General features: G+C 72.6%; 20 protein-coding genes, 7 tRNA genes and 1 pseudogene. 16 read left to right on the top strand and 12 right to left on the bottom strand.

Going from position 1 to position 21,597, the window contains the following annotated elements; genetic code table 11:
• Positions 1-188: 188 nt before the first annotated feature.
• Positions 189-1,142 (top strand): phosphotransferase, encoded by a 954-nt coding sequence (locus MXD57_RS11585; RefSeq protein ID WP_250401271.1) that lies wholly within the window; start codon positions 189-191, stop codon positions 1,140-1,142.
• Between the two features lie 80 nt (positions 1,143-1,222).
• Positions 1,223-1,534, top strand: coding sequence for a TFIIB-type zinc ribbon-containing protein (locus tag MXD57_RS11580; protein ID WP_250401270.1), 312 nt, complete (start codon positions 1,223-1,225; stop codon positions 1,532-1,534).
• A gap of 58 nt (positions 1,535-1,592) precedes the next feature.
• Here MXD57_RS11580 and MXD57_RS11575 read toward each other — a convergent pair.
• The 5 genes from MXD57_RS11575 to MXD57_RS11555 all read right to left on the bottom strand — a co-directional run bounded on the left by MXD57_RS11575 (position 1,593) and on the right by MXD57_RS11555 (position 2,059).
• Positions 1,593-1,664 (bottom strand) — tRNA-Val (locus tag MXD57_RS11575).
• 29 nt (positions 1,665-1,693) lie between these two features.
• Positions 1,694-1,765, bottom strand: a tRNA-Val gene (locus MXD57_RS11570).
• A 36-nt stretch (positions 1,766-1,801) separates the two neighbouring features.
• Positions 1,802-1,873: transfer RNA gene (locus MXD57_RS11565), tRNA-Val, on the bottom strand.
• 1 nt (position 1,874) lies between these two features.
• Positions 1,875-1,948: transfer RNA gene (locus tag MXD57_RS11560), tRNA-Cys, on the bottom strand.
• A gap of 38 nt (positions 1,949-1,986) precedes the next feature.
• A tRNA-Gly gene (locus tag MXD57_RS11555) sits at positions 1,987-2,059 on the bottom strand.
• 178 nt (positions 2,060-2,237) lie between these two features.
• On the opposite strand from MXD57_RS11555, the gene MXD57_RS11550 reads away from it, so the two are divergent.
• The 3 genes from MXD57_RS11550 to MXD57_RS11540 are packed head-to-tail and all read left to right on the top strand — an operon-like array spanning position 2,238 to position 4,997.
• Positions 2,238-3,302, top strand: a complete 1,065-nt coding sequence (locus MXD57_RS11550; RefSeq protein WP_250401269.1) for a chorismate-binding protein — start codon at positions 2,238-2,240, stop codon at positions 3,300-3,302.
• Positions 3,299-4,120 (top strand): aminotransferase class IV, encoded by an 822-nt coding sequence (locus tag MXD57_RS11545; RefSeq protein ID WP_250401268.1) that lies wholly within the window; start codon positions 3,299-3,301, stop codon positions 4,118-4,120. Before MXD57_RS11550 ends, MXD57_RS11545 begins: the two co-directional genes overlap by 4 nt.
• A 52-nt stretch (positions 4,121-4,172) precedes the next feature.
• Positions 4,173-4,997, top strand: a complete 825-nt coding sequence (locus MXD57_RS11540) for a GNAT family N-acetyltransferase (protein WP_250401267.1) — start codon at positions 4,173-4,175, stop codon at positions 4,995-4,997.
• 90 nt (positions 4,998-5,087) lie between these two features.
• On the opposite strand, the gene MXD57_RS11535 is transcribed toward MXD57_RS11540, so the two are convergent.
• Positions 5,088-5,609, bottom strand: a complete 522-nt coding sequence (locus MXD57_RS11535; protein WP_250401266.1) for a DsbA family protein — start codon at positions 5,607-5,609, stop codon at positions 5,088-5,090.
• 294 nt (positions 5,610-5,903) lie between these two features.
• Here MXD57_RS11535 and MXD57_RS11530 point away from each other — a divergent pair, with 294 nt between their 5' ends.
• Positions 5,904-6,359, top strand: a complete 456-nt coding sequence (locus MXD57_RS11530; protein WP_250401265.1) for a hypothetical protein — start codon at positions 5,904-5,906, stop codon at positions 6,357-6,359.
• Positions 6,360-6,481: 122 nt separating this feature from the next.
• Positions 6,482-6,634, top strand: coding sequence for a hypothetical protein (locus tag MXD57_RS11525; protein ID WP_174266498.1), 153 nt, complete (start codon positions 6,482-6,484; stop codon positions 6,632-6,634).
• Between the two features lie 81 nt (positions 6,635-6,715).
• On the opposite strand, the gene MXD57_RS11520 is transcribed toward MXD57_RS11525, so the two are convergent.
• Positions 6,716-7,276: a CGNR zinc finger domain-containing protein gene (locus MXD57_RS11520; protein WP_250401264.1), complete on the bottom strand. Its 561-nt coding sequence runs from the start codon at positions 7,274-7,276 to the stop codon at positions 6,716-6,718.
• 292 nt (positions 7,277-7,568) lie between these two features.
• On the bottom strand, positions 7,569-7,982 hold the full coding sequence (locus MXD57_RS11515) for an SsgA family sporulation/cell division regulator (protein ID WP_004002642.1): 414 nt from the start codon (positions 7,980-7,982) through the stop codon (positions 7,569-7,571).
• 190 nt (positions 7,983-8,172) lie between these two features.
• On the opposite strand from MXD57_RS11515, the gene MXD57_RS11510 reads away from it, so the two are divergent.
• The 4 genes from MXD57_RS11510 to MXD57_RS11495 all read left to right on the top strand — a co-directional run bounded on the left by MXD57_RS11510 (position 8,173) and on the right by MXD57_RS11495 (position 10,210).
• Complete coding sequence (locus MXD57_RS11510) at positions 8,173-8,634, top strand: TIGR02611 family protein (RefSeq protein ID WP_250401263.1); 462 nt, start codon at positions 8,173-8,175, stop codon at positions 8,632-8,634.
• 94 nt (positions 8,635-8,728) lie between these two features.
• A tRNA-Val gene (locus tag MXD57_RS11505) sits at positions 8,729-8,800 on the top strand.
• 852 nt (positions 8,801-9,652) lie between these two features.
• Positions 9,653-10,099 (top strand): SRPBCC family protein, encoded by a 447-nt coding sequence (locus MXD57_RS11500; protein WP_250401262.1) that lies wholly within the window; start codon positions 9,653-9,655, stop codon positions 10,097-10,099.
• Between the two features lie 39 nt (positions 10,100-10,138).
• Positions 10,139-10,210 (top strand) — tRNA-Val (locus MXD57_RS11495).
• A gap of 66 nt (positions 10,211-10,276) precedes the next feature.
• Here MXD57_RS11495 and MXD57_RS11490 read toward each other — a convergent pair.
• Entirely contained in the window at positions 10,277-11,002 is a 726-nt protein-coding gene (locus MXD57_RS11490) for a 3'-5' exonuclease (protein ID WP_250401261.1), read from the bottom strand.
• Positions 11,003-11,170: 168 nt separating this feature from the next.
• On the opposite strand from MXD57_RS11490, the gene MXD57_RS11485 reads away from it, so the two are divergent.
• The 3 genes from MXD57_RS11485 (at position 11,171) to thrS (ending at position 15,139) form a co-directional block, all read left to right on the top strand.
• Entirely contained in the window at positions 11,171-11,737 is a 567-nt protein-coding gene (locus tag MXD57_RS11485; RefSeq protein WP_250401260.1) for a DUF4365 domain-containing protein, read from the top strand.
• Positions 11,734-12,966: a hypothetical protein gene (locus tag MXD57_RS11480; protein ID WP_250401259.1), complete on the top strand. Its 1,233-nt coding sequence runs from the start codon at positions 11,734-11,736 to the stop codon at positions 12,964-12,966. The genes MXD57_RS11485 and MXD57_RS11480 overlap by 4 nt, the downstream gene beginning before the upstream one ends.
• 196 nt (positions 12,967-13,162) lie before the next feature.
• Positions 13,163-15,139: a threonine--tRNA ligase gene (thrS, locus tag MXD57_RS11475; protein WP_250401258.1), complete on the top strand. Its 1,977-nt coding sequence runs from the start codon at positions 13,163-13,165 to the stop codon at positions 15,137-15,139.
• 28 nt (positions 15,140-15,167) lie between these two features.
• Here the strand turns inward: thrS and MXD57_RS11470 are convergent, their stop codons facing one another.
• Positions 15,168-15,827 carry a potassium channel family protein gene (locus MXD57_RS11470; protein WP_250401257.1) on the bottom strand — a complete coding sequence of 220 codons (660 nt, stop codon included), beginning with the start codon at positions 15,825-15,827 and terminating at the stop codon, positions 15,168-15,170.
• A 67-nt stretch (positions 15,828-15,894) separates the two neighbouring features.
• On the opposite strand from MXD57_RS11470, the gene MXD57_RS11465 reads away from it, so the two are divergent.
• Positions 15,895-16,458 (top strand): HIT family protein, encoded by a 564-nt coding sequence (locus MXD57_RS11465; protein WP_250401256.1) that lies wholly within the window; start codon positions 15,895-15,897, stop codon positions 16,456-16,458.
• Positions 16,459-16,491: 33 nt separating this feature from the next.
• Here MXD57_RS11465 and MXD57_RS11460 read toward each other — a convergent pair whose 3' ends face one another.
• The gene (locus MXD57_RS11460) at positions 16,492-18,138 is read right to left on the bottom strand and encodes a hypothetical protein (RefSeq protein WP_250401255.1); all 1,647 of its coding nucleotides are present in this window, start codon (positions 18,136-18,138) and stop codon (positions 16,492-16,494) included.
• 210 nt (positions 18,139-18,348) lie between these two features.
• Entirely contained in the window at positions 18,349-20,547 is a 2,199-nt protein-coding gene (locus tag MXD57_RS11455) for an elongation factor G-like protein EF-G2 (RefSeq protein ID WP_250401254.1), read from the bottom strand.
• 249 nt (positions 20,548-20,796) lie between these two features.
• On the opposite strand from MXD57_RS11455, the pseudogene pgsA reads away from it, so the two are divergent.
• Positions 20,797-21,513 (top strand): annotated as a pseudogene (gene pgsA / locus MXD57_RS11450) (phosphatidylinositol phosphate synthase); the annotation flags it as partial.
• Positions 21,514-21,597 lie beyond the last annotated feature (84 nt).

Genomic DNA, 21,597 nt, shown 5'->3' with positions numbered 1-21,597 from the left:
AATGCCGGCGCAGCTGGGGAGCTGCGCCGGCATTGCGCCGTCCCGCGTGCGGGGCGCCCGCCTGCCGCGTCCACCACCGGGGCCCCGGGTCCGGCGGACACCGTCCACCACCACGGCGCGACCCCACCCCCGCCCTGCGCGGGCGTAGGCTCCCCGGGCCACCCCACCTCCGAGGCCGAAGTGACCCCGTGAATCTCCTGACCGCGCTGACCGCCCAGGCCGGAGCCGCCGCCCACGCCCACGCACTCCCCGGCGCGGGCCCCTGCGCCTGCCGGGGAGCGACCCTCGCCGACCGGCCCGACGCCACCGTCGTCCGGCACGCCGGCACCGTGGCCAAGGCCCACGCCCCGGACACCGAACCGGTCGGCCTCACCCTCCGCCTGGCCGTCGCGGCCGGCGCCCCGGAGGTCCTGCTGCCCCCGCTCGCCACCGCGCCCACGGCCCTGTGCGGCCGACTCGTCACCCTCTGGCCGTACGGCGTCCCCGTCGCCCCGGACGACCCCGGCGCCGCACCTTGGGAGGCGGCCGCCACCCTCCTCGCCCGGCTGCACCGAACGGTCCCGGGCGGCCTCGTCCCCCCGCCCGCCATGCGCGGACCCGTCAAGGCCGCCAAGGCCCTCGACCTCCTGCGCACGGCCCTGGGCACCGCCCCGCACCCGGCCGGACCCCCCGTCCTGCGTGCCTGGACCGCGCTCCCCGCCTGGGCCCGCGCCGAGGCCCCCATGCCCGGCGCTCCCGCCCTCTGCCACGGCGACCTGCACCTCGGTCAGCTCGTGCGGCACCCCGCCCCCGACGGTCCCTGGCGGCTGATCGACGTGGACGACCTCGGCCTCGGCGTACCGGCCTGGGACCTCGCCCGCCCGGCCGCCTGGTACGCCTGCGGCCTGCTCCCGCCCGACGAGTGGACCCGGTTCCTCTCCGCCTACCGAGAGGCCGGCGGCCCCGCCGTACCGGCGAACGGCGACCCCTGGGCCGCCCTGGACGTCCCCGCCCGCGCGCTCACCGCGCAGACCGCGGCCCGCGCCCTCACCAAGGCGATCGCCGCCGGCCGTCCGCTGGACGAGGTGGAGCGGGCGCTGGTCGACGCGTGCGCCCGAATGACCTCCGCCCCGCACCGGTTGACGCGCGGGTTCCCGGCGTAGGGTGCAACCGACCGGGGCCGCGCGGAGTCTGTCCTGGGGAAACACCAAGCAGGACCGACCGGCGAGGAGTTGAGCCGACCATGCAGTGTCCGAAGTGCCACGCGCCGATGCACACCTACAACCGCAACGGCGTCCAGATCGAGCAGTGCGGTGGCTGCCGCGGCATCTTCCTCGACTACGGCGAGCTGGAGGCGCTGACCCGCCTGGAGTCCCAGTGGTCCCAGCCGATGCCCCCGCCCCCGCCCCCGGCCGCCCCGCAGGCGTACCCGGCTCCGTCCGCACCCGCCTGGGGCGCCCCGTACGGTGGGGGCCATCACGGCGGCCACCACGGGGGCCACCACGGCGGCCATCACCGGCACAAGAGCTTCGGCCGCATGCTGTTCTCGAGCTGAGCCACGGATCACGCGGAAGCCCCCGGCCGTACGAGACGGCCGGGGGCTTCCTGGTGTGTGGACGATACTGGGATTGAACCAGTGACCTCTTCCGTGTCAGGGAAGCGCTCTCCCGCTGAGCTAATCGTCCGCGGACTGTGACCTTCACGTCACAGGCAGTGCGCGATACTGGGATTGAACCAGTGACCTCTTCCGTGTCAGGGAAGCGCTCTCCCGCTGAGCTAATCGCGCGGGTTCGGATCCTGCCGTACCAGCCGGCGGATCCAGTGGACGATACTGGGATTGAACCAGTGACCTCTTCCGTGTCAGGGAAGCGCTCTCCCGCTGAGCTAATCGTCCTTGGAGGTGGAGACGGGATTTGAACCCGTGTAGACGGCTTTGCAGGCCGTTGCCTCGCCTCTCGGCCACTCCACCAGGAGTGTAGGGGATCGGGACGACCCCTTCTTCCTTCGAGCGGACGACGAGGCTCGAACTCGCGACCTCAACCTTGGCAAGGTTGCGCTCTACCAACTGAGCTACGTCCGCCTGTCGTTTCGGTCCGCTCCCGCGTCCCGGCGACGTGATGAACTCTAGCGGATTCCCGGGCCAGTACAAAAACGCGTTTGCGCAGCGTGCTGCGCTGCACCCGGCGGATCAGGCGGCCGGCGCCTCCCGGGGGACGTCTCCCGGCCGCGATTCGGACACCAGCCCTAGACTCGACCCCGTGCTTCACCACCCTTCCGGCCCACCTCCCCTGGCCCGCTTCGGCACCCGCCTCGCCACCGGTCTGCTCGACGTCACCGACGACCCGGCGGCCCTGGACTCGGCCGGTTTCTGGGCCGTCTGCGCCGACTTCGAGGGCCGCCTGACCTGCGCCCGCTTCGCCGAAGTCCGGCAGGAGCCGGTGCCCGCCCCGGTGCCGGGCGGCTGGCGCGGCCCGGCGGGGACCGACTGGACCTCCTCGCTGGACCGCGCCGGGTACACCGCGGCCGTGGACCGGATCCGCGAGCACATCGCCGCCGGTGAGGTCTACCAGGCCAACCTCTGCCGGGTGCTGAGCGCGCCCGTCGCCCCCGACGCCGACGTGGACGCCCTGACCGCCCTGCTGGCCCGCGGCAACCCCGCGCCGTACGCGGGCACCGTCCGGCTGCCGGAGCACGGCGTGGAGATCGCCACCGCCTCACCGGAGCTGTTCCTGCGCCGCGCGGGCCGGACCGTGGAGTCGGGCCCCATCAAGGGCACCGGCCGCACCGAGGCGGACCTGCTGGAGAAGGACTACGCCGAGAACGTGATGATCGTGGACCTGGTCCGCAACGACATCGGACGGGTCTGCGCCACCGGCGGCGTGAGCGTGCCCGACCTGTGCGCCGTGGAGAAGCACCCCGGCCTGGTCCACCTGGTCTCCACGGTCCGCGGCGAACTGCGCCCGGACACCGGCTGGCCCGAGCTGCTCGCCGCGGCCTTCCCGCCCGGATCCGTCACCGGTGCCCCCAAGTCCAGCGCGCTCAGGATCATCGGGGCCCTGGAACCCGTCCCGCGCGGCCCGTACTGCGGCGGCATCGGCTGGGTCGACGCCGACCGGGGCGTCGGAGAGCTGGCCGTCGGCATCCGCACCTTCTGGATCGACCGCTCATCCCCCGGCGCGCCGGTGCTGCGGTTCGGCACCGGTGCCGGCATCACCTGGGGATCCGATCCCGAGGGGGAGTGGCGGGAGACCGAGCTGAAGGCGTCCCGGCTGCTCGCGGTAGCGTCGGGGCTGTACCAGGAAAGTGGAGGGGCTCTCACATGAGGATCTGGCTGGACGGCGCTCTGCGGGACATCGACTCCGCCCGGGTGTCCGTCTTCGACCACGGGCTGACCGTCGGCGACGGCGTCTTCGAGACGGTGAAGGCCGTCGACGGCGAACTCTTCGCCCTCACCCGCCACCTGGACCGGCTGACCCGCTCGGCCCGTGGCCTGGGCCTGCCCGACCCCGACCTCGACGAGGTCCGGCGCGCCTGCGCGGCCGTGCTCGGGGCCACCCCGACGCCACTGGGGCGGATGCGCATCACCTACACCGGCGGCCACGGACCGCTCGGATCCGACCGCGGTGAGCACGGCCCGACCCTGGTGGTCGCCCTCGGCGACACCGCCCGCCGCCCGGAGAGCACCGCCGTGATCACGGTGCCCTGGACCCGCAACGAGCGGGGCGCGCTCACCGGCCTGAAGACCACCTCCTACGCCGAGAACGTCGTCGCCCTCGCCCGCGCCCACCAACACGGCGCCTCCGAGGCCCTGTTCGGCAACACGGTCGGACAGCTCTGCGAGGGCACCGGGTCGAACGTCTTCGTCGTCCTGGACGGCGAGGTCCACACCCCGCCGGTCGCCTCCGGCTGCCTCCCCGGCATCACCCGCGCCCTGGTGGTGGAGTGGACCGGTGCCAGGGAGACCGATCTGCCGCTGGACGTGCTGGAGCGCGCCGAGGAGGTCTTCCTCACCTCCTCCCTGCGCGACGTCCAGGCGGTGCACCGGATCGACGACCGGGAGCTGCCCGGCGCCCCCGGTCCGGCGACCCTCAAGGCGATGCGGATCTTCGAGGAGCGGTCCGGGCACGACCTGGATCCCTGACCGGCCCGAAATTCGGCTGACCCGGGCCCGCCGAGCGGGTAGAACACCCGTGATGACGACGACCCTGCGGCCGGCCGAGCCGCTTCAGCGCAACGCCGACGGAACACGCTCGCGCCGGTACCAGGTGTGCGTGAACAGCCGCCCCGTCGGTGTGCTCCACCTCGGCACCTCGGCGAACCTCGGTGACGCGGTGGCGCGCATCATCGAGGTGCGGATCGCCGAGCCGGACCGGCGGCGCGGCAGGGGGACGGTGGCCGCGCTGGCCGCGGAGGAGGTCGCCCGCGGCTGGGGCTGCACCCGGATGGAGGTCGTGGTCCCGGCCGCGGAGGAGGGCGCGACGCGGCTGGTCGGCGCTCTCGGCTACTCCCTGCGCAACCGGAGCATGGAGAAACGGCTCGGCGGCGCTCCGCCCGAACTGCCTCCGGAAAGCCAGGCCCGGCCCATGACCCCCGCCGAGTTCGCCGCCTGGCAGGAACACGCGCTGGAGGACTACGCCCGGATGTGGATCGAGCGGGGCGTGCCCGAGGCGGCCGCGCACGCCAAGGCCCGCAGGGACCACGAGACGCTGCTGCCGCAGGGGCGGTCCACCGGGGACATGAGTTTCAGCGTCCTGGAGCACGCGGGCACGCGGGTCGGTGTGCTGTGGCTGGCCCTGCAGGAGGACAGGGGGTTCGTCTTCGACGTCGAGACCGACCCGGACCACCGGGGCCGGGGGCACGGCCGGACGCTCATGCTGCTGGCGGAGCGCCGGGCGATCGCGGCCGGCCGGCCGGTCCTCGGGCTCAACGTCTTCGCCGGCAACGCCCCGGCCGAGCGGCTGTACGAGTCACTGGGCTACGAGACGAAGGAGTCGGCCTTCAGCAAGCCGCTGCTGTAGGCCGTGCCGCCGAAATCGAGTCGTCCGCCCGTCGGGCGTCGCGGGGCGGACGGGCGTGCGGCCACGGGGGCCGACGGTGGCCGGGCCGGGTCACGCCCGCTCGGCCAGCAGCCGGTCGGCGATCTCCTCGATCCGCTCGCGCAGCCCCTCCTGGCTCTTGCCGCCGTCGAGGCGCTCGCCGCCGATGACGTACGTCGGGGTGCCGGTCACCCCGACGGCCTTGCCCTCCGCCTGATCGGCGTCGACGATCAGGATGTGCCGGCCGTCGATCAGGGCGGTGTCGAACTCCTCCGCGTCCAGACCCAGTTCGCGGGCCACCTCGACCAGGAGGGGCTCTCCCGCACGGTCCAGCTCCGTGACCCGCTCCAGCACGGCTTCCACGTACGGCCAGCCCTGCCCCTGGGCCAGGGCCTCCTCGGCGGCCTGGGCGGCGGCGAAGGCGTGCTTGTGCTTCTCCAGCGGGAAGTGCCGCAGCCGCGGCTCCAGCCGGTCCCCGTAGCGGGCGCGCAGGGCACGGACGTCGTCCAGGGCGCTCCGGCAGTCGGGGCACTGGAGTTCGCACCAGACGTCGAGGACGAGGGGTTCGGCGCGGTGGGGTGAGGAGTCGCTCATGGTCACCAGTCTTCCAGGCGGGCACTCGGGGACCGAATCGGGCGCCGCCCCGGGCCCGCGGGAGGCCCAGGGGACCGTCGTCCGGGCCCGCCTCGCGGGTTCGGGGGGCCTCGCGCGGACCGTCCCGGGGCGGCACGCGGACCGGACCCACGGAGGAGACGACCCGGAGATCTCCCTGATGTCGGGCCGGAGCGTGGCCCGGCGGGACCGGGACGGTGCAGGATGGAACAGACGAGGCGCACACCCCGTGCCGTCCTCGACCCGCCGGCCGACCGAGCCCGCCAGGAGGACCGGATGATTGCCGAGACCGTCTGCTCCGCCGTGTCCGCGGCGGGCCTGGGCATTGCGGTGGTCACCGCCTACCGCAAGCGCTACCTCTCCGCCGCACGGATCGCGGCCTACTCCCTCGTGCCGATCGGCCTGGTGATGACCGGGATCGTCGGGTGGCTCTCCGACACCGCCCTCAGCCCCACGGCCTGGGCCGGCTTCGGTGTGCTGGCCGCGGCCGGGCTGCTGTTCGCCGGGACGCGCGCCGTCGAGCGCCGACGCGGCGGCACCCGCGCCGACCGCAGGGCCGAGCGCGCCGCCGCTCGCGGTGCCCGGACCGACGCGGTGGCGCCGGCGGCCTCGGCGCCCTCGCTCGGCGCCGGGAGGAGCCCGGCCGCCCGGCCGGCCTCCCCGCCCGAGGGCGCGACCTCCGGCGACGACTTCAGCGACATCGAGGCCATCCTGAAGAAGCACGGCATATGACCTGAAACCGTTCACATCCGGAACCAAGGTGAACCGGTCCGTGGGGAAAACGGTGCACACCCGCACTCGGTGGGTGTGCTGATCGCCAACGGGGTGCCGTCTGGTCCATCATCGGCCGCGAGATGCTGGACACGTCAGAGAGCGAGGCCGCGCCGCCGAAGGACGAGCCGCGCGGATGCCTCTTCGCCCTTTCCCAGCCACCGTTGATGATCTTTCTTGCGGTGATCGGGTGTCTCATCCTCATGGCTGCGCTGCACGACCTGCTGTTGCTGTGAGCCGTACACGTCCGTCCCGGCGTCACCCGCCGGGACAGGCGTCGCCCCGACGGGCACGAGCGGTCCGGCCCACCCGGACGGTCAGCCCGCCGCCTCCTTGCGCCGTGCCCGGTACGCGGCCACGTGCAGCCGGTTGCCGCAGGTCCGGCTGTCGCAGTAGCGCCGTGAGCGGTTGCGGGACAGATCCACGAAGGCGCGCCGGCAGTCCGGTGCCTCGCAGCGCCGCAGCCGCTCCTGCTCCCCGGCCACCACGAAGAAGGCGAGCGCCATGCCGCAGTCGGCCGCCAGATGGTCCGCGACGGACGCGCCGGGAGCGAAGTAGTGCACGTGCCAGTCGTAGCCGTCGTGGTCCGTGAGGCGCGGGGTGGTGCCGGCCGCGGCCACCAGTTCGTTGATCTGCGCCGCCGCCGCCCGGGCGTCCGGCGCGGCGAAGATCCCCGCGAACCGGCTGCGGACCTTGCGCACCGCCGACAGGTCGAACTCCGACAGCACGCCCACGTCGCTCATGTTGTGGCTTCGCACGAAATCGGCGAGTGCCGCGACATCCGGCAGCCCGTCCGCCGCCGCCCCGTCGTCCGGCACGGAGTTCACCAGATCCACCACGGTGTCGAGGGCGCAGCGGGTGTCGTGGGTGATCAGCACGTTTCGCTCCCTGGCCTGGAGGTCGGGCGGGCGCCCGCCGATGCCGGCCGATAGTAGCGACAACCGCGCCCACCACATCGGGTACCGCCCCGCCGGCCGTCCGCCGGCACGGCGCCCCGTGCCCCTGGGAGTCCCGAGTCTCCCACGCCCGGACGCGCGCGGTACACACGCAGGCGCGCACCATCACCGTGAGCACTCACGGTGACGGCGCGGGCCTGTGCCGTATGCGGTTGTCCTGAGCCCGAGCCGTCTCCCCGAGTGGACGGCGCCGGGCGGCTTGGTGGGGCGCGGCCTAGCTCTCCGCCAGGATGTGCGAGAGCTCCTGATCCAGGTCGAAGTGCCGGTGCTCCGTGCCGGGCGGCACGGCGGCGTCGGTTCGCTTCAGGAAGGACTCCAGGGCCCGCGCCGGGGCCTCCAGCAGAGCCTCTCCCTCAGGGGAGCTGAGGGCGATGCAGACCACGCCCTGGCCATGACTGCGAGACGGCCAGACGCGGACGTCTCCGGTGCCGGTGGGGCGGTGGAGACCCTCGGCGAGGAGGTCGCGGGCGAACACCCACTCGACGGTCTCCTCGGCTCCGGTGTGGAAGGTGGCGTGCACGGCGTAGGGGTCGGCCGTGTCGTACCGCAGGCCTGCGGGGACAGGCAGGGAGGACTCGCTCGACACAACGAGGCGCAGGTGCAGCTCGCAGCTGACCGTGGTGTTCATAAGCGCCAGGGCCTTTCGCTCAGTGTGCGCTCGGGGATTCGCACGTCGGCGAAATCGACATGCCACCTACGGTGCCGTTGTAAACCCCTCTGAGGGTTTTGCGTGGGTTTACGTAACTCTTCCGGCCGAGAACTTCGGTGAGGGTTGCGACCATTCCGGTGACTGATTCACTACGGTAGGGTTTGTCTGTATGAATACGGGGAGTGACGACCGGGGCGGCGTTGTCGTGGCCATCGACGAGGCGGGCGAGATGAAGACAGGCGAGGAGCGGGCCGAGCGGGGACTCGGCTCCAGGGCTCCGCGGTTCGTCCGGTCACGCAGAGTCCTGCATCTGAGCTGGCAGGTCGGCGTCTTCGTGATCGGCCTCGCGGTCGTCGCGGCCGGGATCGTCATGCTGCCGCTGCCCGGCCCCGGCTGGGTGGTGATCTTCGGCGGCATGGCGATCTGGGCGACCGAGTTCGTCTGGGCGCAGCTCGTGCTGCGCTGGACCAAGCGCAAGGTCACCGAGGCGGCCCAGCGGGCCCTCGATCCCCGGGTGCGCCGGCGGAACATCGCGCTCACCGTGATCGGCCTGGTGACGATCGGGGTGCTGGTGGGGATCTACCTGTGGAAGTTCGGCCTGGTGATGCCCTGGAAGATCGAGAACCAGTGAGCGGAGCCGCCACCGGTGCGCCGGACCCCGGCAGCCCGGCCCGCCCCCTGGTCGGAGGCACCCCCTGACATGGGGTAATGTTCTTCCTGCGCCCGGGCGATTAGCTCAGTGGGAGAGCGCTTCGTTCACACCGAAGAGGTCACTGGTTCGAACCCAGTATCGCCCACCCGGAACACGGCCCACCTGCGAGAAGCAGGTGGGCCGTCGTCGTCGGGGCACGGGGCACGCCGCGCGCGGTCGTCCCCCGACCGACGGGGCCTGCCCGTGCCTGTCGGGCGCCTCGTCGCCCCCTGCGGGAACCGGCGGGAACCCTGCGGGGCACACGGCCCGAGGCCGACCGGTTCCCCGGCCGCCGCCCCGGGTGCCCGGCGACGTTCCCGGGCTTCGGCCGCGGTGCGGCGGGGCGGTCGTCCCGGGTTCGATGCGGTGACCGTCCGTTACTGCCGGTGGCTGTCGAAGGGCGGGCCGGGAAGATCGAACGGCGTTTCGCGCTCTTCGGGAAAGAGTGCTCCAAGATCAAGGTCAAGACCGACTTCCGGACGTATCAATCGTTCCGGGAGAAGTTCCGGACGCGGCCGCCGACGGAAATCCCGCAGGCGTTTTCCAAAACGTCGTCACCTTCCCCCGGAAGTACGACAAGCGCGGAATTCCCGACGGCCTCAGGATCAGGTGCCGCAGAACGATCTGAGCCCGGATCACTTCCGCGCGGGCGGCGCGAAGGACGGCGAGGCCGGCGGCGAGCGGCGCGGAAACGCACCGGCCCCACGGCACCGCGGGCACCGGCCCCCGCGACGGCGCCCCGAGCCCGGCGGCGACCGCGTCCGCGGCCCCGCGGTCCGCTTCACCGTGCCGGGGTCGCGACGCCGCGCAGGAGTGACCGGCTGACGAAGGGTCACGTGGCCTGCGCCGTCGCACGGGCGGCGGCGCCCGCCCCCCGGGTCTGCCGGGCGTCGTGTACCGCGTGTCGCCGAGTCCGCGTACGCGGACTCGGATCCGGCGCCGCGGGCAGACTCGGGCCATGGACTGGAACCACTACCGTTTCCGCGCCCTGTGGTCCCTGCCCGCTGCGCCGGCCGACGTGTTCGCCGTGCTGGAGCGGCCCGAGGACTATCCGCGCTGGTGGCCCCAGGTGCGCTCGGTCAGCCGCCCCGACGCCGCCACCGGTGTCCTCACCATCCGCTCCCTGTTGCCGTACGACCTGACGCTCACCGTCCGCGAGACACGTCACGACCCGGCCGCCGGCGTCCTGGAGGCCGCCGTGTCCGGCGACATCGAGGGCTGGGCCCGCTGGACCGTCACCCCCGCGGGCCCGGGCACGCTCGCCCGCTACGAACAGGTCGTCGATGTGACCAAGCCCCTGCTCAGGCGGCTCGCGGTACCGGCCCGGCCGCTCCTGCGGGCCAACCACGCGCTGATGATGGCCGGCGGCCGCCGCGGACTGCTGCGCCACCTCCGAGCGGTTTGAAGTAACCCCGCGGAGCCCTGTATTGTTCAGGGCGTCGCCGGGCGATTAGCTCAGTGGGAGAGCGCTTCGTTCACACCGAAGAGGTCACTGGTTCGAACCCAGTATCGCCCACCGTGTCCGGTACGCCAGGGTCCTTCCTCCACGGGGAAGGACCCTGCCGCGTTCGGCGCGCCGCGCTCACGCCGCCGCCGGCAGGTCGGGGCGCAGCGGCCAGTCCGTGCTGACCGTCTCCTCCGAGCCGCTGCGGGCGAACCAGGCCTGCAGGCCGCGTGCCTGGGCCGCGTGCCAGTTGACCTGCAGGGTGTGCAGTTCGGTGGGGGAGAGGCGCTCCAGGCGGGTCGCGAAGCGGCGGCCCACCGCCCGTACGACCTCCAGCGCGGCCAGCGCGTCCGCCGCCGCCTCGTGCGCGCCGTCCAGGTCGACGCCGTAGTGCGCGCACAGGTCGGTCAGCGTGCGGCGGCCCTTGCGGTAGCGGTCCAGATGCTTGTCCAGCACCCGAGGGTCCAGCACCCGCAGCGGGGCCGCCTGGAACCAGTGGTCCAGCGAGGACGCCCGGTGCCGGCGCAACTCCCGGTCCAGCAGGGTGAGGTCGAACGGCGCGTTCATCACCACCAGCGGCCGTCCCATCGCGGCGTGCTCGGCGAGCCGGTCGGCTATCTCGTACATCACCGGCGCCGGCCAGCGGCCGTTGTGCTGCAGGTGCTCCTCCGTCAGCCCGTGCACCGCGGTCGCCGCCCCGGGCACCGGTACACCGGGGTTCACCAGCCAGCGGACGATCCGCGGCCGGGTGCCCGGCGCGTCCTGGACCACGACGGCGGCCGACACGATCCGGTCGGCCTCGACGTCCACACCCGTCGTCTCCGTGTCGAAGGCGGCCAACGGCCCCTCGTACCAGCTCGTCATCGCAATACAACTCCTCGTTCACCCGCGGCGGGTGACATCCCGTCTTCTGCCTGTTTGGTGATACCCGGGCCGTTTGCGCCGTACGCCGGAAGGACACAACAGGAGTACGGGTCTTTGCAGTTCAGCGGCCCGTCACGGGGAAACCCCTGGCTCGGAAGGCTGTTGGTCATGGCCATTGCGCAGCCCGAGCGGGGCGGGCTGCTGCCCGAACGCACGGGTCACCTCCGCGGCACGCTCGCCACCACCGCCTGCATGGAGACACTGCAGGTCGGCTATCTGCACGCGGTCGCCGCCGCGGCAGGCTGCTCGCTGTCCCAGCCCTTCCCGGACAACGGCATCGACTGGCACGTCAGCCACAGCGCGCCCGGTCACACCGTCGACGACGAGGTCACCATCAAGGTGCAGCTCAAGTGCACCTACCAGATCGCGCCGAACCCCCCGGGCCGCTTCTTCTCGTTCACGCTCGACAACGACCACCTGCGCAAGCTCGCCCGCACACCCGTCTCGGTGCACAAGATCCTGGTCGTCATGCTGGTCCCGCGGTCCCCGGACGACTGGCTGCGCGCCGGCCACGACCGGCTCGACCTGCGGCACTGCTGCTACTGGGTCAACCTCGCCGGGCAGCCGGTCACCGGCCGGCACCGGACCACCGTGCGGATCGCGACCTCACGCATCTTCGACGACCGGGCGCTGTGCGAGATCATGGCGCGGGTCGGGACGGGAGGCAGGCCATGAGGAGCCGTCCCCAGGAGGAACTTCCGCGCCGGGCCCGGCCGCACCCCGACGACCCCGCCTGGCACCGGCCACCCGACCCCGCCGCGGTCGACCCCGCCGTGCTCGGCGCCCTGCTGCGCCGGCACGGCTGGCGGCGGCGCGGCGGCGCGGCCGGGCGCTACGGCCGCTGGACCCCGCCGGGTCCCGGCGGAGCCGGCACCAGCCTGCTGCTCCCCGAGAGCCGCGCCTTCCCCGACAGCGACGACCTGCTCGGCGAGGCCCTCGACGCGCTCGCCCGCAGCGGCACCCCGTCCGCGCGCGAGGTCCTGATCTCCCTCGCCGTGCCCAGTGACGAGATCCGCTGGTGGCGGGACACCCCGGGCGGACCGTCCGGGGCCGCGGCCTGGACGGCCGACGAGCGGCTGCGCGGCGCGGCCCGCCGACTGCTCCTCGCCGCGGCCCTCGCCACGCGTGCGCGGGCCGGCTACCACGGCGCCCGGCACCGCTCCGCAGCCGCGGCCCTGCTGGAGAACGTGCTCGTCGGCCCCGGCGCCGAGGGGCGCCGACTCACGGCCTTCGTGCCCGTGGCCGGCGGCCGCCCGCTCGCCGTCCGTCTCCACCACGCGCTGTACGCGGTGCGCGAGGCCGTCGACTACCAGCGCGCCACCGGCGGCATGGACGCCTTCGACGGCGCCGTCGAGGCCGGTGCCAGCCGTGAACTGACCGACGCGCTCACCGCTCTCGTGCGCGGCACCGAGGGGGCCCGCGTCGCGGTCGCCTGGGCGCCCGGAGCCGGCGTCCCCGAGGGCTGCGCGGCCCCGGCCGAACCCGTCGAGTTCTCGCCGGGCGACCTGCCCGCCCTGCGCGCGGCCGGCGCCCGCTACCTGCGCGCCGAACCCTCCGTGCCGGTGCGGATCACCGGCGCCGTCGTCCGGCTGCGCCGCTCCGGACCGCTGGGCGAGGGCGCCGTGCGGCTGCGGGTCCTCGCGGGCGCCGACGTCCCGCACGTCCGCGTCATCCTGGGCGAGGAGGACTACCGCATCGCCGGGCACGCGCACCTCGTCGGACTCCCGGTCCGGGTGCACGGCCGGCTGGAGCGCCGGGGCGGCTTCCGCAGGCTCACCGGCGCCGGCGGGGTCGTACCCGTCCAGGTCGACGACGCCGAGCGGGACCGGCTGATGAAGTCGCTGCACGAGAACCTCGACTTCTTCGAGGAGGCGTGCGGGGAGGCGTACCGGGACGGGGACTGAGACGCGCCGGGAGGGGACCGGCGCGACCGGGGCGGACCGCGGCACGGCACCGGGGCGCGCGGGCACACGGGACCGAGGCGTACCGGGATACGGACTGAAAGTAACCGTTTCGCGGTCGGCGGTCCCGGGTCGGTACGATCCCTTGTGCGCGCGCTCCTGGTATGGCGCCGCCCCCACCTTCAGTCAGGAGAGACCGGTGTCAGACGTCCGTGTGATCATCCAACGCGATTCCGAGCGGGAAGAACGCGTGGTGACGACGGGCACTACGGCCGCCGACCTCTTCGCGGGCGAGCGCTCCGTCATCGCCGTGCGCGTGGCCGGTGAGCTCAGGGACCTCAGCCACGAGCCGGCCGACGGTGACGAGGTCGAAGCCGTCCACATCTCCTCCGAGGACGGCCTGAACATCCTGCGCCACTCCACCGCGCACGTCATGGCGCAGGCCGTGCAGGAGCTCTTCCCCGAGGCCAAGCTGGGCATCGGCCCGCCCGTCAAGGACGGCTTCTACTACGACTTCGACGTCGAGAAGCCGTTCACGCCCGAGGATCTCAAGGCCGTCGAGAAGAAGATGCAGGAGATCCAGAAGCGCGGGCAGCGCTTCTCCCGCCGCGTGGTCACCGAGGAGTCAGCCCGCGAGGAACTGGCGCACGAGCCGTACAAGCTGGAGCTGATCGGCCTCAAGGGCTCGGCGTCGCACGACGACGGCGCGGACGTCGAGGTCGGTGCCGGCGAGCTGACGATCTACGACAACCTCGACGCCAAGACCGGCGAGCTGTGCTGGAAGGACCTCTGCCGCGGTCCCCACCTGCCCTCCACCCGCCTGATCCCGGCGTTCAAGCTGATGCGCAACGCGGCCGCCTACTGGCGCGGCAGCGAGAAGAACCCGATGCTCCAGCGCATCTACGGCACCGCCTGGCCGTCCAAGGACGAGCTCAGGGCGCACCTCGACTTCCTCGCCGAGGCCGAGAAGCGCGACCACCGCAAGCTCGGCAACGAACTGGACCTGTTCTCCATCCCGGAGCAGATCGGCTCCGGCCTCGCCGTCTTCCACCCCAAGGGCGGCATCGTCCGCCGCGTGATGGAGGACTACTCGCGCCGCCGGCACGAGGAGGAGGGCTACGAGTTCGTCTACACCCCGCACGCGACGAAGGGGAAGCTCTTCGAGACGTCCGGGCACCTGGACTGGTACGCCGAGGGCATGTACCCGCCCATGCAGCTCGACGAGGGCGTGGACTACTACCTCAAGCCCATGAACTGCCCGATGCACAACCTGATCTTCGACGCGCGCGGCCGCTCCTACCGCGAACTGCCGCTGCGCCTGTTCGAGTTCGGGACCGTGTACCGGTACGAGAAGTCGGGCGTCGTGCACGGCCTCACCCGGGCCCGCGGCTTCACCCAGGACGACGCGCACATCTACTGCACCCGTGAGCAGATGTCCGAGGAGCTGGACAGGACGCTCACCTTCGTCCTCGGCCTGCTGCGCGACTACGGCCTGACCGACTTCTACCTGGAGCTGTCCACCAAGGACCCGGAGAAGTTCGTCGGCTCGGACGAGGTCTGGGAGGAGGCGACCGAGACGCTGCGCCAGGTCGCCGAGAAGCAGGGCCTCCCCCTCGTGCCGGACCCGGGCGGCGCCGCGTTCTACGGCCCGAAGATCTCCGTCCAGGCGAAGGACGCCATCGGCCGGACCTGGCAGATGTCGACCATCCAGCTCGACTTCAACCTGCCCGAGCGCTTCGACCTCGAATACACCGGTCCCGACGGCGCCAAGCAGCGTCCGGTGATGATCCACCGCGCCCTGTTCGGCTCCATCGAGCGGTTCTTCGCGGTGCTCCTGGAGCACTACGCGGGCGCCTTCCCGGCGTGGCTGGCCCCCGTCCAGGCGATCGGCATCCCGATCGGTGACGCGCACGTGGAGTACCTGGAGAAGTTCGCGGCCGCGGCCAGGAAGCAGGGTCTGCGCGTCGAGGTGGACTCCTCCTCGGACCGTATGCAGAAGAAGATCCGCAACGCCCAGAAGCAGAAGGTGCCCTTCATGGTCATCGCGGGCGACGAGGACATGTCGGGCGGTTCGGTGTCCTTCCGCTACCGCGACGGCTCGCAGGAGAACGGCATCCCGTTCGACGAGGCCATCGCCAAGATCGCGAAGGTCGTGGCGGAGCGGGCCCAGGTCTGATCCGCGCCCTCGGAGGGCCGCCGGGGAGTCACCTTCCCGGGGGCCCTTCGTCGCCCTCGCGGGCGAAGGTCTGCATCAGCCACGACGAGAACGAACCCGTCACCGCGCCGAGCAGGCCGAGACCGCCGGCCATCATCCCGGTCGCGATCACCCGGCCGGCCGTGGTCACCGGGATGACGTCCCCGTAGCCGACCGTGCTCAGGGTCGAAGCGGCCCACCACACGGCGTCGCCGAACGTCTTCATGGTGGCGCCCGGCGCCCCGCGCTCCTCCTGGTAGACCGCGAGGGCGCCGGAGAAACCGAGCAGCAGGGTGGACAGGCTGGCGTAGGCGATCACGCGCGCGTACAGCGAGAGCCGGGGCTCTCCCTGCCTGCGCTGGATCACGTCGTAGAGCGGCACGATCCGCAGCGGGCGCAGCAGTGGCAGGACCACGACGACGGTGTGCAGGAAGTGCGTGCTGACGAAGCGCAGGAACCGCTGCCCGCCGAGTCGCCAGCGCACCAGGTAGTCCGCCGCGAACAGCGCCCACAGCGTGAGCATGGTGGCCAGGCACAGCCCCCGCCAGAAGGACGGGATGCCCAGGGCCAGGACCCGGGTGGCATAGGCGGCGATGAAGATCAGCGACCCCAGGAAGAGCGGGATCTCGGTGCGCTGCTCCCAGCGGGCCGCGGGGCTGTCGTCGTCCACCGGCCCAGCTTGGCCGCTGACGGGGGCCCGGACGCCCCGGCGACACGCCGCGAACGGGCGAAGCAATATGCTGCCTTGCATGACGAGTGAGCCGGAACAGCAGATCGGAGTGGGGACGCAGGACGCGTTCCAGCGCCTGTGGACGCCCCACCGGATGGCCTACATCCAGGGCGAGAACAAGCCGAGCGGCCCGGGGGCCGACGACGGCTGCCCCTTCTGCTCGATCCCGGCCAAGTCGGACGAGGACGGCCTGATCGTCCGCCGCGGCGAGCACGTGTACGCGGTCCTCAACCTCTACCCGTACAACGGCGGCCACCTGATGACCGTGCCGTACCGGCACGTGGCCGACTACACGGACCTGACCCTGCCGGAGACGGCCGAGCTGGCCGAGCTGACCAAGCAGGCCATGACCGCGCTGCGCACCGCGTCCGGAGCCCACGGCTTCAACATCGGCATGAACCAGGGCACGGTGGCCGGCGCCGGCATCGCCGCCCACCTGCACCAGCACATCGTCCCGCGCTGGGGCGGCGACACGAACTTCATGCCGGTGGTCGGCCAGACCAAGGTGCTGCCGCAGCTACTGGCGGACACCAGGAAGATGCTCGCCGAGGCCTGGCCGGCGCCGGCGTAGGTCCGCGGGTGCCCTCGGGACCGAGGGCACCCCTCACGCGTCGTACAGATCGGCCTTCCGCGGCGTCGGGTCCTGCACCAGGCCGCTGAGGACGGACGAGCGGTTGCCGAACTTCTCGGTGTCCACGCCGTTCTCCCGCAGCACCCGGATCGCGGCCGAGTGCACCACCCGCAGCACCGGGGTGGCCGCGCGCAGCGCGTCGTCGGCCATGAAGCGGTGCCGCCACGGCTGGTCCGCCCAGGCGTGCCGCAGCCCGAACGGCTCCGGCAGGGCGAGCGAGCCGCCGAGCCACTTGAGCATCGGCGGGTACCAGGTCAGCGGGGCGCGCGCGGTGAGCCGCACCACCTCGTCGGTGGGTACCAGGGGCAGGCTGACCGTGCGGCTCTCCCAGGGCTTGAGCGACTTGGCGACCTCCTTGGTGGGCGCCGCCGGCTTCGTGGTGAACAGCGGGTTCACCGGTCCCAGGGCGTGCCCGGTCACCTCGATGCGCAGCGTCTCGTGGAGCACCGTCACCGTGATCATCATGGTGATCACGAGCTGCCCGTCCCACAGCGTCCACTGCACCCCCAGGTAGTGCCGGTCGCCGCTGCCGAACTGCTGCTTGTTGCAGATGTCCTGGACCGCGTGCTGCTTGATCTGGAACGCCTCGACGTCCGTGCCCTCGGGCCGGGACACCTCCTTGGAGTTCTCCCCGATGGGCGTGACGATCCAGTGCCGTATCGACGGCCGGGGGAAGCCACCGGTGTTCAGCGGCCCCCGCTCCAGCATGCGGAGCTGGTCGTGGATGGCGCGTACGACGTCCCAGCTCCGGAAGGGGTGGATCTCCCGCGAGGGGTCCGCCGGCTCGAGGTCCTCGGCGAGTTGCCAGGAACCCCAGCGGGTGCCCATGCCGAGTATGCCCTTCGGCCCGGCGTAGAAGACGGAGTTGGACCGCTGCTCGGCATCGAGCCGGGCCAGCGACTGGCGCAACTGCTCGGCCGCGGTCTCGCCCGGAGCGCGCGGCACTGCCTCGGGCACCTTGGCGCCGACGCTGCTGCCGGAGAGCAGGCCCTCCCAGCGCGCCCGCAGATCACGGGCGCTGCGCTCGCAGATCCGCTTGGCCCAGAACCAGCCGAGCACCGGGATCACGACGCAGCCGCGCGCGTACCACCCCCAGAATCCGCCGAACGGCATCTTCAGCAGGAAGAGCGCGGCGAGCACGCCCACCCCGGTGAGGAGCACCGTGGCGAGCGTCCCGGCACGCTTGTCGTCGCGCTTGGCGACGAACGTGCGCAACTGGAAGACCAGCAGCCAGCCGATGAACCCGGGCAGGAAGATCAGGCCGCACAGCACCACGACGACGGACAACCGGTTGTCGCGCTCGCGCCGGATGTTGTTCGCCGCCAGCGCGTGCTCCACCACGACCTGGGGCTCGGCGCCGAAGGACTGGATGAGCGGCTTTCGGCCCGGGGCGATCATGCGGTCGACCACGGCCCGTGAGAAGGCCTCGCCGAGGTTGGGCCTGAGCAGGGATATCCGGCCGGCCTTGACGGTCGACTGGTGCCATTCGTTGTCGGTCTTCTTGATGTCCTCGATCACGTTGTCCCGGTAGGCGGCCGAGGCCAGCGCGAACGTCGCCGCCTGTCCCTCGTCGCCGGAGACGGGCACCTGCGGGCCGTCCCACTCCGTACCAACCGACATTCCCGCCCCCTCGCCGCCGGTGTCGCTCCTGCGGCCTTCCCGACTTCACTGCCCCGCACACCTGTTGAACAGGCCAACCTGCCGGATCCGCAGGACAGCCGCACGACTTCGGCACGACGTGATCAGGTGATCAGCGTATCCGCAGCCACCGACGGCGCGCCGGGGTACGGCCGAAGCCGCCCACCGGCGCACCGGGCCGGGCGGAGCGGGTCACGGCGACTCGCCGGCCTGCTCGCGGACGCGCTCGGCGATCTGCGGCGGCATCGGCTCGTGCCGTGCGTAGGCGCGGTCGAAGCGGGCGGTGCCGTGGGACAGGGAACGCAGGTCGATGGCGTACCGGCCGATCTCGAACTCGGGCACCTCGGCCCGGATCAGGGTCCGTCCCGAGCCCACCTGCTCGGTGCCGAGCACCCGGCCGCGCCGGCTCGACAGGTCGCTCATCACCGGGCCCACGTAGTCGTCCGGGACCAGCACGCCCACCTCGCTCACCGGCTCCAGCAGATGGATCCGCGCGCCCGCCGCGGCCTCGCGCAGGGCCAGCGCGCCCGCCGTCTGGAACGCGGCGTCGGAGGAGTCGACCGAGTGCGCCTTGCCGTCCAGCAGCGTGATCCGCACGTCGATGAGCGGATAGCCCGCGGCGACGCCCCGGGCGGCCTGCGCCCGTACGCCCTTCTCCACGGACGGGATGAACTGGCGCGGTACGGCACCGCCGACCACCTTGTCCACGAACTCGATGCCCGAGCCGCCGGGCAGCGGCTCCACCTCGATCTCGCAGATGGCGTACTGGCCGTGCCCGCCGGACTGCTTCACGTGCCGGCCGCGCCCGGCGGCCCTCACCGCGAACGTCTCCCGCAGGGGGACCTTGTGCGGGACGACGTCGACCTGGACGCCGTACCTGCTGCGCAGTCGCTCCAGGGCGACGTCCGCGTGCGCCTCGCCCAGGCACCACAGGACCACCTGGTGGGTGTCCTGGTTCTGCTCCAGGCGCATCGTCGGGTCCTCGGCGACCAGGCGGGAAAGGCCCTGCGAGAGCTTGTCCTCGTCGGCCTTGCTGTGCGCCTGGATGGCGAGCGGCAGCAGCGGGTCGGGCATCCGCCAGGGCTCCATCAGGAGCGGGTCGTCCTTGGCCGAGAGGGTGTCCCCGGTCTCGGCGCGGCCGAGCTTGGCCACGGACACCAGGTCGCCGGCGACGGCGTGCGCGACCGGGCGCTGCTGCTTGCCGAACGGGGTGGACAGGGCGCCGACCTTCTCGTCGACGTCGTGGTCCTCGTGCCCGCGGTCCGTCAGCCCGTGCCCGGAGACGTGCACCGTCTCGTCGGGGCGCAGGGTGCCGGAGAAGACGCGGACCAGGGAGATGCGGCCGACGTAGGGGTCGGAGGAGGTCTTCACGACCTCGGCGACCAGCGGGCCGTCCGGGTCGCAGGCCTTCAGCTCACGCGTCTCGCCGCCGATCGTGGTGACCCCCGGCATGGGGTGCTCGAACGGCGTCGGGAACCCACCGGTGACGAGTGCCAGCAGTTCCACCGTGCCGAGGCCCTGCCGGGCGCCCTCGGCGGCGGGCGCGGCGGCCAGGACCGGGAAGAACGTGCCGCGCGCCACGGCCCGCTCCAGGTCCTGGACCAGCGTCTTGACGTCGACCCGTTCGCCGCCCAGGTAGCGGTCCATGAGGGTCTCGTCCTCGCTCTCGGCGATGATCCCCTCGATCAGCCGGTCACGGGCCTGCTCGATGTCCGGGAGCTGGTCCGCACCGGGCTCGGACTCCTTGCGCTCGCCGGTCGAGTAGTCGAACAGCTTCTGCGACAGCAGGCCGACGAGGCCCGTCACCGGAGCGTGTCCGTCGGGGCCCTCGGGGCCGCGCAGCGGCAGGTACAGCGGCAGCACCGCGTCGGGGTCGTCTGCGCCGAAGGCCTCCGCGCAGACCCGGGTCATCTCCTCGAAGTCCGCGCGCGCCGACTCCAGGTGCGTCACCACGATCGCCCGGGGCATGCCGACGGCCTGGCACTCCTCCCAGACCATGCGGGTCGAGCCGTCCACCCCGTCCGAGGCCGAGACGACGAAGAGGGCCGCGTCCGCGGCCCGCAGACCGGCCCTCAGCTCCCCGACGAAGTCGGCGTACCCGGGGGTGTCGATGACGTTGACCTTGATGCCGTCCCATTCGACCGGGACCAGCGAGAGCTGCACCGAGCGCTGCTGCCGGTGCTCGATGTCGTCGTGGTCGGAGACGGTGCCGCCGTCCTCCACGCGGCCCGCCCGGTTGACCGCGCCCGCGGTCAGGGCGAGGGCTTCCACCAACGTGGTCTTGCCCGATCCGGAGTGGCCGACCAGCACCACATTCCTTATGGACGCGGGGTGGTCGGCCGCCCTTGCCCTGCCGGCGGCTCCGGGATGTGTCTGTGCCTTGTCGCCCATGGTCCTGCCTCCCGTGCACGGTGAGGTCACTGTGGGCGCGGACGCGCGGGACCCGCGTGCTCTGGCGGCTCCGGCGACGCCCGCGGTCCTTCGAGCTTTCCACTCCCGTAACGCCGCGTCCATACGAACGGCCGTGAAGCGGCCACGGCGGCGCGGGCGCGTCACTGCCGCCCGCGCCGGGGGTGTGCGCGGGGCGGCGGCACGGGCTCGCGGGTGCCCGCCCGCCACGCACGCGGGCGCGTGACTACGATGGGCCAGCCGGAGGCCACCAGGGCCACGGCGACAACGACCGTCGGGAAGGCCATGCTGAACAAGTACGCGCGTGCATTCTTCACGCGTGTCCTCACGCCGTTCGCCGCGTTTCTGATCCGCCGGGGCGTCAGCCCCGACACGGTCACGCTCATCGGCACCGCCGGTGTGGTGGCGGGCGCGCTGGTCTTCTATCCCCGAGGCGAGTTCTTCTGGGGCACGGTCGTGATCACGCTCTTCGTCTTCTCCGATCTGGTCGACGGCAACATGGCCCGCCAGCTCGGCCGCTCCAGCCGCTGGGGCGCCTTCCTGGACTCCACCCTGGACCGGGTCGCCGACGGCGCGATCTTCGGCGGCCTCGCACTGTGGTACGCGGGCAACGGCGACGACAACGTCCTGTGCGCCGTCACGATCTTCTGCCTGGCCAGCGGCCAGGTCGTCTCGTACACCAAGGCGCGCGGCGAGTCGATCGGGCTGCCGGTCGCCGTCAACGGGCTCGTCGAACGCGCCGAGCGGCTGGTGATCTCGCTGGTCGCGGCCGGTTTCGCGGGACTGCACAAGTTCGGTGTGCCGGGCATCCAGTGGCTGCTGCCCGTGGCCCTGTGGATCGTCGCCGCGGGCAGCCTCGTGACGCTGGTCCAGCGGGTCGTCACCGTCCGCCGCGAGTCCGCCGAGGCCGACGCGGCGGCCTCGGCGGGGCAGAGCACCTCCCACGCGGCCGGGGAGAGCACCTCCCACGCGGCCGGGCAGAGCACCTCCCACGCGGCCGGGCAGAGCACCTCCCACGCGGCCGGGGAGAGC

The organism is Streptomyces cellostaticus (genome assembly GCF_023630175.1).
In the GTDB taxonomy this organism is placed as follows: Bacteria; Actinomycetota; Actinomycetes; order Streptomycetales; family Streptomycetaceae; genus Streptomyces; species Streptomyces cellostaticus_A.
This window is presented reverse-complemented; position numbering and strand designations above follow the sequence as displayed.